Source organism: Pseudobacillus sp. 179-B 2D1 NHS (assembly GCF_045370945.1).
Classification (GTDB): Bacteria; Bacillota; Bacilli; order Bacillales; family Domibacillaceae; genus Pseudobacillus.
This window is the reverse complement of sequence record NZ_JBIQDP010000023.1, coordinates 37,640-49,864: the sequence shown is the minus strand read 5'-3', so window position 1 is coordinate 49,864 and position 12,225 is coordinate 37,640. Positions and strand designations below refer to the sequence as shown.

Annotated in this window: 14 protein-coding genes; all 14 read right to left on the bottom strand. The window is 43.5% G+C overall.

What is annotated here, in order from left to right; all coding sequences use genetic code 11:
• Positions 1-397: 397 nt before the first annotated feature.
• Positions 398-1,498, bottom strand: coding sequence for a glycerol dehydrogenase (locus ACH0BF_RS19320; RefSeq protein WP_340854452.1), 1,101 nt, complete (start codon positions 1,496-1,498; stop codon positions 398-400).
• A 108-nt stretch (positions 1,499-1,606) separates the two neighbouring features.
• On the bottom strand, positions 1,607-2,749 hold the full coding sequence (locus ACH0BF_RS19315; protein WP_406910044.1) for a 1-propanol dehydrogenase PduQ: 1,143 nt from the start codon (positions 2,747-2,749) through the stop codon (positions 1,607-1,609).
• A gap of 82 nt (positions 2,750-2,831) precedes the next feature.
• Positions 2,832-4,223: an aldehyde dehydrogenase family protein gene (locus ACH0BF_RS19310; protein WP_406910043.1), complete on the bottom strand. Its 1,392-nt coding sequence runs from the start codon at positions 4,221-4,223 to the stop codon at positions 2,832-2,834.
• A gap of 5 nt (positions 4,224-4,228) precedes the next feature.
• Positions 4,229-5,212, bottom strand: a complete 984-nt coding sequence (locus tag ACH0BF_RS19305; protein WP_340854458.1) for a cob(I)yrinic acid a,c-diamide adenosyltransferase — start codon at positions 5,210-5,212, stop codon at positions 4,229-4,231.
• 14 nt (positions 5,213-5,226) lie between these two features.
• Entirely contained in the window at positions 5,227-5,502 is a 276-nt protein-coding gene (locus ACH0BF_RS19300) for a EutN/CcmL family microcompartment protein (protein WP_340854459.1), read from the bottom strand.
• 15 nt (positions 5,503-5,517) lie between these two features.
• Positions 5,518-6,294 (bottom strand): flavoprotein, encoded by a 777-nt coding sequence (locus ACH0BF_RS19295; RefSeq protein WP_120037568.1) that lies wholly within the window; start codon positions 6,292-6,294, stop codon positions 5,518-5,520.
• 10 nt (positions 6,295-6,304) lie between these two features.
• The gene (gene eutJ, locus ACH0BF_RS19290) at positions 6,305-7,132 is read right to left on the bottom strand and encodes an ethanolamine utilization protein EutJ (protein WP_406910042.1); all 828 of its coding nucleotides are present in this window, start codon (positions 7,130-7,132) and stop codon (positions 6,305-6,307) included.
• Complete coding sequence (gene pduL / locus ACH0BF_RS19285) at positions 7,132-7,785, bottom strand: phosphate propanoyltransferase (protein WP_340854464.1); 654 nt, start codon at positions 7,783-7,785, stop codon at positions 7,132-7,134. The genes eutJ and pduL overlap by 1 nt, the downstream gene beginning before the upstream one ends.
• Positions 7,786-7,808: 23 nt before the next feature.
• Positions 7,809-8,093, bottom strand: a complete 285-nt coding sequence (locus ACH0BF_RS19280; protein ID WP_120037562.1) for a BMC domain-containing protein — start codon at positions 8,091-8,093, stop codon at positions 7,809-7,811.
• A gap of 38 nt (positions 8,094-8,131) precedes the next feature.
• Positions 8,132-8,644 carry a BMC domain-containing protein gene (locus tag ACH0BF_RS19275; RefSeq protein WP_120037560.1) on the bottom strand — a complete coding sequence of 171 codons (513 nt, stop codon included), beginning with the start codon at positions 8,642-8,644 and terminating at the stop codon, positions 8,132-8,134.
• Positions 8,641-9,123 (bottom strand): glycerol dehydratase reactivase beta/small subunit family protein, encoded by a 483-nt coding sequence (locus tag ACH0BF_RS19270; RefSeq protein WP_406910041.1) that lies wholly within the window; start codon positions 9,121-9,123, stop codon positions 8,641-8,643. The genes ACH0BF_RS19275 and ACH0BF_RS19270 overlap by 4 nt, the downstream gene beginning before the upstream one ends.
• The gene (locus ACH0BF_RS19265) at positions 9,108-10,946 is read right to left on the bottom strand and encodes a diol dehydratase reactivase subunit alpha (RefSeq protein ID WP_406910040.1); all 1,839 of its coding nucleotides are present in this window, start codon (positions 10,944-10,946) and stop codon (positions 9,108-9,110) included. The genes ACH0BF_RS19270 and ACH0BF_RS19265 overlap by 16 nt, the downstream gene beginning before the upstream one ends.
• Positions 10,947-10,974: 28 nt before the next feature.
• Positions 10,975-11,502, bottom strand: coding sequence for a diol dehydratase small subunit (locus ACH0BF_RS19260; protein ID WP_120037557.1), 528 nt, complete (start codon positions 11,500-11,502; stop codon positions 10,975-10,977).
• 15 nt (positions 11,503-11,517) lie between these two features.
• A complete protein-coding gene (locus tag ACH0BF_RS19255) occupies positions 11,518-12,207 on the bottom strand; it encodes a propanediol/glycerol family dehydratase medium subunit (protein WP_340854472.1) in 690 nt (229 codons plus the stop codon).
• Between the last annotated feature and the right edge of the window lie 18 nt (positions 12,208-12,225).

Sequence of the window (12,225 nt, the reverse complement as noted above, 5' to 3'; positions counted from 1 at the left end):
AATGACTCCGGCTATTTCTTCCTCTGTGGCTTCTGCTCTTTTTGCTCCTTGGGAAGGCTATATTTGGAATGTTAATCTGATTTTGCATTAGAAAAAACCCACGCATTAAAAAAGAGGATTCAACATGCGCGGGTTTGCCTTAGAATAGACCTGCCTTTTATAGAAAAGAGGGATTAAAATATCATTGTTTACACTCAAAGATTTTATTCATACACGTAAAACGTTTTAAAGCTACTGTATTTGAAGCCTACGATTTAACATGATAGCTGCCTTTTGGCACAACTAACGGGGAGCTAAAATAAATAATATTGTATCTCGAATTTTTTTGCCAATTTCAGCTGCCTCTACTCGGGTTGTCTCGTTTAGCCTACTGGTACGCAGCCCATTTCAATCTTCTTCATATTCCTACTGGCGCACTCAGCTGGTCAACAGCTAGAATGCCATTTGCCACATCTTCAGCAGTAATGTCAGAGGATAAGTTCTTCATTGTTTCTCCTTCTTGAGTGGCGGCTTGGCCGACCTTCAGCAGATCTTCATAGGATACGTCCTCTAAGTGTAATTCTTTCAGTGTAGTAGGCAATCCCAGCTTGCGATAAAATGTGATATACCTGTGCAATTCCTCTTCCGGGTGAAACTCTAGCATTAATTGCACAAGCGTGCCATAAGCGACTTTTTCACCATGTGTTAAATGGTGAATGTCGCCGTCTAGCTCTGTGAATCCGTTATGAATGGCATGAGCGGCTGCGAGCCCTCCGCTTTCAAAACCTAATCCAGACAGTAACGTATTCGCTTCTACAACGGCTTCTACATGCTTTGTGACAACGCCTTTTTGAACCGCCTTGTATGCTGGTATCGCATGATTGAACAGCGTATTTTCACACATTTCGGCAATCGCTCTCGCTGCAATGCTTGTCCTCCCGCCAGCCATAGCGGTGCCATTACTATTCAATGTCGCTCTGGCTTCTACCCATGTAGCCATTGCATCAGCAATTCCTGAAGCGAATAATCTTGCAGGTGCTTTAGCAATAATGGCCGTGTCCACAAGAACGAGGTCGGGGTTTTTACTATAAAATTTGTAAGCCTCAAAGACACCTTCATCCGTGTAAATGACGGACAATGCGCTTGTCGGGGCATCTGTCGAGGCAATGCTAGGCACGATAACTACCTTTACTTTCAGCTCGTCAGCTACCGCTTTTGCCGTATCGAGCGCCTTTCCTCCACCTACTCCGATGACCATATCCACTGAGTGTGCCTCTCCTTCTTTCTTGATCCGGTTCACTTCATTAATAGACGATTCACCCCTAAATTGAAGAGAGTGAAAATCTATGCCTTCTGCCTGCAAGCTGCTTTTAATCCCTTTACCTGTCACTTCCCACGCCGTCTTTCCAGCTAAAATCAACGGCTTTTGTCCAAGCTGTTTTACATATTTTCCAATACTGTTTAAAGCTCCTTTGCCCTGTACATATTTACCCGGCGATACAAAGATAATATTGGTCATAGGAACCTCCCATTGAATAATTATTTTTACAGCGAGATTGCTGCTTTTCAGCTACTACATGGCATGTTATTTCACAATGAACTTTTCACATCACAAAATGTGAACGGGTCAGCCTGTGTATGCCCACTTTAACAGGTAGACGAGATCCATCTCTTTCACCTGCTTTGGGTTTCCAGCTGTACAAACATCCTGGGGTGCTTTCTTGGCGATGAGCGGAATGCTCTTCTCAAAAGTATTTTTTTCAATCAAGCTATCCTGAAAAGTTAACGGAATATTAAATTTTTTATTTAGGAGTTTAACCGCTGTGGACAAGCTTCTTATCCCCTCTTCTACCGTTGAACAGGGAAGTCCCAGCATGTTTGCGATATTCATGTATTTTTTTGCTGCTTCCGAGGAATGGAGAGTGCCGTCACATAGCCCTCCATTGTACTCTATGATGTAAGGAAGTAGCATCGCATTAATTCGGCCATGAGATAGCGGAAACTCCGCTTCCATGGCGTGAGCTATACTATGATTCACCCCTAAAGAAGAATTGACGAAAGCAAATCCTGCCATACAAGAAGCAAGCTGCAAACTCTCCCTCGCTGTCAAATCTTCTCCAAACCGATAAGCTCTGAGCAGGTGTGTAAACACTAATTTTATCGCTTTTTCAGAAAAAAGAGTGGTGAATTCTGTCGCTTCTAATGAAACATATGACTCTATCGCATGAGTAAGCAAGTCCATCCCCGTATCAGCTGTCACAGAAGGAGAAGTGACCACGGTTAGTTGTGCATTCAAAATCACGGCATCGGGCAGCATTCTTTCATCATGTAAAGGCATTCGCTCGTTATCTTCTCCCCCCGTTATGACAGAATAAGGAGTGACCTCTGATCCTGTGCCGCTTGTTGTCGGTATAACAACAAACGGCAGTTTTTTTCTGCTGCCATGAACGGCTGGTTGGTGACAGAAAAAACGGATAGCTTTAGCCGCATCAATGGCTGCTGTGCCCCCAAGCGCAACCATTAAGTCCGGATCTTCTTGTAAAAAGCAGGCCAGCCCCTTCTTTACAACCGCTAATGAGGAAGCATCCTCGATCTCAGAAAACACTTTAACTGATGCTGATTTTAAACGGTTGATCACTTCTTCTTCCGCATTTAAATGAATGGTGTATTTATCTGTTATAAGGAGCACTTTTTTTGCGTCTAATTCATTTAAATAGTCTAACGAATTGCTTCCATAATAAATTTTTGGCTGTATCCAAAACGTTTTCATTGGCTGCTTTCCTCCGAGGAATTTTGCTCCACCCCTCCGCTCGTTTTTAACATAGAAACTTTAAGCGACGACCTTTCTATTTCTATCTTATAAACAGACTATCTACGAGAACACATCTTCTTTTTCTCGCAAAATCTTTCGCCGAAGTCAACCCTTCTCCAGTAGGTCCTGCAATGGTGAAGCTTGTATAGCCTTCACCGCCCACACCCAGTCCTGCGTAAGATGGACCATTCTTAACAAAAATCGTTGTTTGAATAGCTGCAGCAAATTTCGTTAAGTTATCTATATTTTTAGAATGCATAATAGATGTATGGCGAAATCCGTGTTCTGCTTTTACTGCCAATTCAATCGCTTGATCTACATTTTCTACACGAACAATTGGGAGGATAGGCATCATTAACTCTGCTGAAACTAACGGATGATTTGCCTCTACATGCATAATGGCAATGCGTGTTCCTTGAGGAACCTGAATGCCTATTTGCTGTAAGATATAGCTAATATCTTTCCCGACAAATTTTTTATTTGCATGTCCTTTATCTACTACTAACTCTGTAAGCTTTTCAATTTGCTCTTTTTTATGAAGATGAAAGGCGCCATTCTTTTTCAGATGAAAAACCAAATAATCAGCGACAGCTTCAACAACAAATGCCTCTTTCTCTGCCACGCACGGTAAATTATTATCAAAACTGCAGCCGTCAACGATATCTTTCGCAGCTTTTTCAAGATCAGCTGTTTCGTCTACAACAACTGGTGGATTTCCCGCTCCTGCACCAATTGCTTTTTTCCCTGAGTTTAATACTGCCTTCACCACTCCAGGGCCGCCAGTGGCGACAAGCATCTTAATCTTTTTATGATTCATCATGATATTTGCTTGGTCAATGGAAGGCTCTGTAATAGAGGCGATTAAATTGTTCGGTCCTCCTGCTTCTACAATAGCTTGGTTAATCACCTCTATCGCTTTTAGCGAAGTATTTTTGGCACCCGGATGAGGGCTGAATACGACTGCATTGCCAGCTGCAATCATTCCGATCGAATTGCAAATAATTGTTTCCGTCGGATTTGTTGTAGGCGTAATGGAACCAATGATGCCATATGGAGAGAGTTCCACGACAGTCAGTCCATTGTCACCGGAAACTGCCTCTGTCTTTAAGTCTTCAATACCTGGCGTTTTTTCAATGGCGAGTAAATTTTTGCGGACTTTATCTTCGTAGTTCCCCATGCCTGTTTCTTCTACTGCCAGGCGGGCGAAAGTCTCTGTATGTTTCTTAGCTGTTTCCCGAATCGCCCTAATAATGGCCGCTCGTTTTTCAAGAGATAGCTCTATGAGCTCTTTTTGAGCCTTACCTGCCGCTTCAATGGCATCATTCATGTCCTCAAATAGCCCTTGCCGGGCTTCTGGCACAGCCTCTTTCCTGCTCAGTTCCTCCAACACCTTCTTTACGATGCTTTCTAATTCTTTTTCTTGAACGGCCACTGTGTTCACCCTCCTTGGTTAAATACCTTTAAAGCTTCAACGGCTATCGTCATGTCTTCTTCTACACTGCCGCCACTCACACCGATGCCGCCAACAACTTGTTTACCTATTTTAAGCGGATATCCCCCGCCAAAAGTGACAATTTTATTTTGATTCGAAAGCTGCACACCATATAGTTCTCCTCCAGGCTGTATAAGAGGAACGAGTTCATGCGTAGCCATCTTTAACGCAACAGCCGTATAAGCTTTATTGGGTGATATATCCAAGCTCGCTAGTAAAGCCTCTTCCATTCTGTGGATTAATATCGTATTCCCTCCCGAATCAGCAACCGAAAACACAATAGGTATCCCGATAGCAGCCGCCTTTTCCTCCGCGGCTTTTGCCATTTGACAAGCCAGTTCAAGTGTTAAAACGGCAGGAGTGCTTTTCGTTTCTTTTATCTTTTCTGCCACTTTGCTTTTTACCTCCTCTAAAAGATGGAAATAAACTTCTGCTCTAGCCAGCATAAATAAAACGTCTGATAATCGGTTGACATATTGAATCAACTCACTTCGTACGCTCGAATGCCCATTCAATTTAACAATTAACCGCTCTGCTCGCCGGATCATCGACCGGGACAAATGAAGACATGCGGAAGCAGTCGTTTCGCCAGGAATGATGAATTCATAAATAGGACCGAGCTTTTGCTCGTATTGATCAATAATTTGCTCGAACCAAGCTACATTTTCTTTATTCACTTTCTCTTTCAGCAGGTTTTTTCCTTGATCATCACTAGCCAGCTCTGCTCCTACAATAAATAGCTGCTGCTGAATGGTCCTGATGATATGCTTTAATTCTTCACTTTTCACTAATGAATAGGCAATACCTAAAGAAGCATTTGCTTCATCAAGCGTCCCGTAACAGTTAACCTTTAAACTATTCTTGGCAATGCGGCTGCCTCCAAAAAGGCCTGTCTCTCCTTTGTCACCCTTCTTTGTATAAATTGCCATAAAGCTTCACTTCCCTATTCGTATACTTCTATTGAATCGACAATAGCTATGATGGCCGCATCAATAACAGAGGTGGAAGCACCAAATACATTTCTCGCCGCTTCTCCCTTCGTCACAAGAACGTATTCACCTGTTCCTGCTCCAACAGCATCCACGGCTATTTCTATGCTCTTCTTCATACTTGTTCTCTCAGGGATGGCTACTTTTTGTACGATCAAGAGCTTTTTACCTATAAGATCCTCTTCCTTTGCAGTAGCAACAATACTACCAGAGACCACTCCCACATACATATCTATCACCTTCACTTATTCATTTCGTATCACTTTTATCCCCAGCTCCTGGGCTGTCTCAAGAGCAAGCGGGCTTATGATCGTTGCAGAAGAAACATTGAGAATAAGAGACTTCTGTTTTGCTTCGATAATATCTGATCTTGTGAGAACCTTTTTCTTAAAATCTCTGGCTTCCTTGAATCTGTCCGTCACTTTTTCTTTTCGAAAAATGGTTAGAGTATGGTCTCGAACCGCCTGGGACAAATTCTTTGCTTCTATAAGCTTAAAACCATAATCTTCAAGCGCATGAAGATGACCTTCTATCTGGTCTACGTAAGCTGGCGGAGCTTTGTGTAACCCTAATTCTTCTCTTATTGGGTTTCTCAAGTCGCAGCCATCTCTTGCTGCAATGATTGGCAGCCCTTTCATAATGGCATGAGAGGCTAAATTGGTTGCCAGGTTATCCGCTACACCCAATGATATCTTCACGGCTGTATTCAAAGTTAAGGTAGGAAAAATCAACGTGCTAACTCCCTCATAATAGGGCTTTAAACTTTTGACCTCATGCTCCACATGCACATTTGAAAGACCTAACTCTTCCTTGATCAATCGAGGAGTTAGTACGTACTCAGCACTATTGGAGAGCAGAATGTTTAACTCCCATTCTTCTTTTAAGAGATTCTTCATTTGCTCTATAGCCTCTTGAAAACCGTAAGCACCTCCAGTAAAGAAGGCCGTTGCCTTTTTCACCCTCTTCTGCAATCTTCTCCATACTTCTGCTACAATCGCCTGTATCACTTCTTCAGAATCCATTCTCAGTCCCTCATTTCATACCATTTAATGCAATGCCTAATGGAGTGATGAAAAGAGGATGAGCTGGCTTAATGATTCTCATGCCAATCTCCTCATGGAACACTTCCTCAAACTCATCGAAACAGCTAGCTCCACCCACTATATAAATATCAGTTGATTCCACACCACTGATATGCCTTTTTACGATGGACGCCATTTTTTCGATCACAGGCCGAACAATTGGGAAAATCTCTCTTTGTCTGGCAGGATCTTTTTTTAGCTCGTCAGCTTCTTTGAAAGAAATATGATAGTTTCCAGCAATAACAAGGCTCATATGGGTTCCACCGGTTGGTTCATCTGCTGTATAGGTGACTGTTCCATTTTTAAGAATACTAATCCCTGTCGTGCCGCCGCCGACATCAACAACGATTCCGTCAGAAAGACCTAATACTGTTGCCGCAGCAGTCGGTTCATCGACAATATTACTGACATCCATGCCGGCTGATTCGACAACATTTGAAAAAGCTTTCCTGTTGCCATCAATGGTACCGGGCGGCACAGCTGTCGCTGCATAGGTTAATGTTGTTCCAAGCAATCCCTCAACCTGTTCCTTGAGCGTCTTGACAATTGCCACAGCCCCCACATAATCGACGATCAGTCCGTCCCTTACGACAGAAGACGGTTGAAGAGCACCGGCAACCGCTTGACCGCTCTCATCCACAACAGCCAGTACAATATTAGCTGTTCCAAGATCGACACCCACTTTTAGTTTCCCTTTATACGCATTGACTCTCTGTTCATCTATTAACCTAACAAAAGTATCTATATAGTCATTAACCTTTATCAAATCTATAGACATCAGTCTTCTTGGCCTTTCCGGATTTTCCCGAGATCCCCTGTTTTGACTCCAGCGGCATTCGCTTCATCTGTATCTACATGCATTTCTAGTTCATATTGGGCTGATACACGAATAAGAACATTGCTATAGACCGTCTTTCGTTCCCTTCCAACCTCTACTTCCACTCTATCTTGATCGTTTAATTTAAACTTTTCTGCAAACCCTGGAGGTACGTGGATATGCCGGTGGGCTACGATAACGCCCTCTTTTAATTCAACCGTGCCTCTTGGCCCTTTTAAAATAATTCCCGGCGTACCTGTTACTTTTCCGGATTCTCTTACAGGTGCTACTGTTCCTAGCTTAAAACAATCGGTCCTGGAGATTTCCACCTGAGTGTGATCCCTAAGCGGTCCCAAGATTCTTACACCCGTAATTTCTCCTTTAGTTCCAATAAGAGTCAGCGTTTCATTTGCAGCAAATTGTCCAGGCTGCCTTAGATCTTTCATTGGGGTGAGCTGAAAACCTTCTCCAAACAAGAGGGTTAAATCTTTTTGGCATAAATGGATATGTCGGTTAGAAACCCCGATAGGTACATAAGGTTCCTCCTCTAACGTTTGCAATCTCTTAACTACTTCCTTGATAATCCTTTCCTGCGTTACTTGATCGAATGCCATGTAAGCCCCTCCCTGCCGCTTGGTTAGACATTAACAGGGTTACGAGGCAGCATGACTTCTACATCCATATGCGGCCTTGGGATTACATGAACGGAAACAACCTCCCCAACCTTTTCACTTGCTGCGGCCCCAGCGTCTACTGCAGCCTTCACTGCACCAACGTCCCCTCGCACCATAACAGTAATCAAGCCTGAGCCAATCTTTTCATAGCCGATTAGTGTAACATTTGCTGCCTTTGTCATAGCATCCGCTGCCTCAATTGCCCCAACCAAGCCTTTTGTTTCAATCATTCCTAATGCATTGCTCATTAAATATTTCCTCCCTATGCTCTTATAGTAAATACAGGTTATTTCTGTTCCAGTCCATCCGTTACAGATACGGCAGATTTCTTGTTCTGCTGGCCTTCCTTGTCCATTTTCTTCTTTTTCCGTCCTTGACTACGCTGTTTTTCTTGCCCCGATTCCCCGTCGTCTGAATTCTTCTCTCCTACAGCTGACTCCATTTGATTGTTCTCATTTTCCTCTGGTTCACTGCCTGTCCCCCCACCCTCTTCCGAATTAACTGAAGGAAGAGATTCGTTCGGTGTATTCTGAGGAAAGAGGAGTTTTTCCAGCTCCTTGTACGGTCTTGGAATCAAGTGCCTGCTCACAACCGTTCCTATTCGATCCGCTTCTATGGAGGCTGCTTCAAGTGCCGCTTTGGCTGCGCCGACATCCCCCTCAAACTTAATTGTTACCATTCCTCGACCTTTTGCTAGCTCATATCCCAGCAAAGTCACGTTGGCCGATTTAACGGCTGCATCTGCAGCTGCCACAGCTGTCGTCATACCGATGACTTCAATCAATCCCAAAGCATTCATCCAATCCCCTCCTTCCCAACTCTTTCTTTTAGTTTCTTGATTACAATCTCCACAATAGCAGCTATGTCCTCTTTTGATGGCAATTCCTCAGAAGCGGTGGTATGCTCCGCCTCTTCAGCAAATATTTTGAATGGAATCCCCTTTACTAACCTTGCCGCGTTAGCCCCGAGTATCCGCTGTTTATGTGTCTCTTTTTGATGAATTTGGAATAGAGGGCGATCTTTCAGTAGCTTTGAATAATGAAGAATAATGCAATCATCTGCACCGATACCGATACCGACACCTAAGCTGGAATCCAAAGCTGCCCGGTAGCCTAATTCCAAAGCCGAGCTTTCACGGCTCTCTTTCAAAAAGATGGGCACTCCCTCCTCTTCTATTCCATGGAGCAATGAATGAAAAAGCCAACTGCCGTTCTGCAATGGACGGTAATATACATGGATGGCCGGCACCTCCTCACCCTTGTTCACATTTGCGCCCACTGAACAATTCTCCCTTCACCGAGAGCTAATACTAATCCCGTAGCTACAGCGTTTCGCGGCCCCTCTGTCCCTCTTATATTTCCTCTTCCTGCCACTACTCCATATTGTGATAAAGCATCGGTAACTAATTGAGGGACTTCAAAATCCAATGCAGATCCACCAACTAATACAACAAACTCCATGTCTCGGATACTTCCAGTGGGGGAGATCATGCTCAACGCTCTAAGAGCATTTGTAACAAACACTTTCTCTTTTGCCCCTCGTCGAACCGTTCTAATTTCTTCAATAGAATGCTGGCCTGGAAGAGGAACCATGTAGCCATCTTTTAAGATGACCACCCTGGCAAATACGTTCGGCTCTAATGGCTCTTCGAAAAACTGTACAGTTCCATCTTCATGGCGTATATGGAATAGGCTCTCGACTTTCGCTAAAGGACATTTTTTGATGTCCTCTGCTAAATCCATGTCATCGAGCCCTAGCTCAGAATTAATCAGCATTGTGACCATATCACCTGCTCCGGCTAGATGGATGGATGTAACATGTCCTGTGCTCGTCATCATAGAGGCATCTGTTGAACCAGCTCCCATATCGACAATGGCCACAGGAATATTTGTACCTGGGGTGGAAAGAGCCCCGCGGATGGCCATATCTGCTTCGACACCACCAACTTCTACTTCAATATCAACCTTTGAGCGAAGTTCTTCAGCGATCATTTGCATTTGTAATTTATCGGCTTTTACCATTGCCGCTATTCCAACAGCATTCTCCATTGAAAACTCCTCCGCCAGCCCTCCCTTCACCTTTTGCGGATTAAAAGTATTTACTGCTAACAAATCTTGAATTCTAATAGAATGAGGAGGCTGTGCCGTTAACTCTGACATGACTTGCCTTACACGCTCCAGCATTCCACCCGCATTCGTGCCCGGCTCACCTTTAATATTTTCGATCGGTGCAGATGCCGTTAATACGGACATCATTCGTTCAGCCCCTTCATCTACATCGACTATTGCATTCCTTTTCCCAAAAATATGAAGTTTTCCAGCGGGAATGCTTCTTGCTTGTACATCTCCTTTTGGCGTTTTTATGACTACCGCAGAGCGGTTGCCGATCAGCGCCCGAGCAATTGGCACAATCAGCTTTGTTTCTTCCCCGGTTAATTCAAATACTGTGGCTATGCCATATGGATTAGATAACATTTCAACGACACCCCCGGGCGGAGCTACTTCAATAGCCGCTTTCATGCCGAGTGGCACTTTTTCTATCAGCGTCACTTCGTCAATAATGGGAATTTTCTTTTTGATTCTGTTACTAATGAGTACACCATCATCTTTTTGCGCAATGGCTCCTGTAATACGAATTCTTTTTGCTATCGCTTCATTGATTTTGGTAGCCGCTGCTTCGAAATCGACTTCCCTTCCGATTAAAACGATCCAGTCTTCTTCTGTACTTGCATACTCTAATCGATTAATATTAATCGTTTTTCCGATACCTGTTCCTATCCCTCCAGGTGTAGAAGGATTATGGCCGATCATCGTTGACTCAGTGATGATCGTTTCCGTAATGGTTTCCATCGCCACGTCCCCGATAACAGGAGCTGCTTCATTGATACGAATAAGATTTAAATCAGCTATTGTTCGATCAATCTCAGAAAGAGTGTTTCTCATTGTATCAAGAACACCATGAATGTTCTGGCGTGTTCCCTTGATCCCAGTTGTTTTTACAAATCCGCTTGTTAGAACCGTTACTTGATGATCATCCGTTACAGCCGCAATCGCTACCTCTGTAGTGGCATTTCCAATATCCACGCCTGCAACCAGTTTCATTCCTTTACCTCCCAACACGACGAAAGAGTTAATTCTTTTTCAATCTGTCTCGCAATTCATATACTTTTGCAGACTCCCGAACTAAATGTGCATTTATTTTTGCGCTATACTGATGTTCCAGTTCATCTGCGATAGCTAAGAGCTCCTCCTTCGTTGAACGATATGGCCGTAAAGCATTATAAATCTCTAAGATTCTATCATCCGGAACAGTGATTAGCTCAGCTGCCCTGCGAAGGTTCCGCGCAAACGGCTCTCTCCCTACAGACTCTGCCACCTGGGCTTGCAATTCTAATGTTTCAGGGGAAATCCGTACATCTTCTGGTTTTACAGCTCCACCAAGAACCTCTTGCAGCGTAATATTATCTAATGTTTTTCCTGTTGGCGTTTTAATCAGCTCCGGCCGTTTCTTTGCTAATGGATAATCTTCTTTCGATACGGACTCCAAAGCTGGTTTTGGTTCAGCGACAGCTACCGCTGTTTCTTCACCCATTTCTTTTGCTTCGCTTATAGACAACATCACTTCTTTGACAATCTGCTCAATGAGTTGTTGGTTCATCCTATTTACCTCCACTTAATGAAAAGTAACTTGTAATTCCATTGGTTTTTTGTTTGGATCAACATATTGGGTTTCTTTAATATGAAGCAATGCTGCAATAGCCTGATATTTCGGCCGTGCCATTTGGTCATTTCTTGTGGGTACTGGATTTGGCGATTCTCCTTTCGCATATTTGGCCGCGTTCTTTCCGATCAAACGAAATGTCTCTAAATCCAGTAAAGGTGCCTGGGGGAACAGTTCTAAATTATTTAATGGCTGAAGATCTTTTTGATGAATGACTGTTGTTCCTTTTGATTGAATGCCGATGCCTATCCCAGAGCCGCTTAGCTTAGCTCCCTCATGTGCCACAAACCCGACATCGGATGTACGATGGACTCGAACGATTCGAGCTGTTAACCCCTCTTCTTCTATGCCGGCAATCACTTCTCTTAACAATTCATTATGTGGAATGCCTACGATGCTTTTTGTTTGATGGATGCCGAAAGCTGCCGTAAGAGCAATGACTACTTCATCTTTTCTTAGTCCTGGTACAGCTACATCTTTTTCGATCAGCTCTAATTCCTTCGAATGGGCCGCTTGGAAGTCTGACTGTTCAACAGGAAGCTCTTGCTCGCCTTCTATCTTTTGCTTTTGTTTCTCTTCCTTATTGAAGCTCTGTAATACTTCTTCAATTACTTCACGGATGATCTGTTCATTAATAGCCATTTCTCTCCACCTCTCTTC

What these genes read in the sequence shown, in the direction of transcription:
- ACH0BF_RS19320 (WP_340854452.1), bottom strand. Translation starts at nt 1,498, where the DNA reads ATGACCAATATTATCTTTGTATCGCCGGGTAAATATGTACAGGGCAAA.
- ACH0BF_RS19315 (WP_406910044.1), bottom strand. Translation starts at nt 2,749, where the DNA reads ATGAAAACGTTTTGGATACAGCCAAAAATTTATTATGGAAGCAATTCG.
- ACH0BF_RS19305 (WP_340854458.1), bottom strand. Translation starts at nt 5,212, where the DNA reads ATGGCAATTTATACAAAGAAGGGTGACAAAGGAGAGACAGGCCTTTTT.
- ACH0BF_RS19300 (WP_340854459.1), bottom strand. Translation starts at nt 5,502, where the DNA reads ATGTATGTGGGAGTGGTCTCTGGTAGTATTGTTGCTACTGCAAAGGAA.
- ACH0BF_RS19295 (WP_120037568.1), bottom strand. Translation starts at nt 6,294, where the DNA reads ATGGATTCTGAAGAAGTGATACAGGCGATTGTAGCAGAAGTATGGAGA.
- eutJ (WP_406910042.1), bottom strand. Translation starts at nt 7,132, where the DNA reads ATGTCTATAGATTTGATAAAGGTTAATGACTATATAGATACTTTTGTT.
- pduL (WP_340854464.1), bottom strand. Translation starts at nt 7,785, where the DNA reads ATGGCATTCGATCAAGTAACGCAGGAAAGGATTATCAAGGAAGTAGTT.
- ACH0BF_RS19280 (WP_120037562.1), bottom strand. Translation starts at nt 8,093, where the DNA reads ATGAGCAATGCATTAGGAATGATTGAAACAAAAGGCTTGGTTGGGGCA.
- ACH0BF_RS19275 (WP_120037560.1), bottom strand. Translation starts at nt 8,644, where the DNA reads ATGAATGCTTTGGGATTGATTGAAGTCATCGGTATGACGACAGCTGTG.
- ACH0BF_RS19265 (WP_406910040.1), bottom strand. Translation starts at nt 10,946, where the DNA reads ATGAAACTGGTTGCAGGCGTGGATATTGGAAATGCCACTACAGAGGTA.
- ACH0BF_RS19260 (WP_120037557.1), bottom strand. Translation starts at nt 11,502, where the DNA reads ATGAACCAACAACTCATTGAGCAGATTGTCAAAGAAGTGATGTTGTCT.
- ACH0BF_RS19255 (WP_340854472.1), bottom strand. Translation starts at nt 12,207, where the DNA reads ATGGCTATTAATGAACAGATCATCCGTGAAGTAATTGAAGAAGTATTA.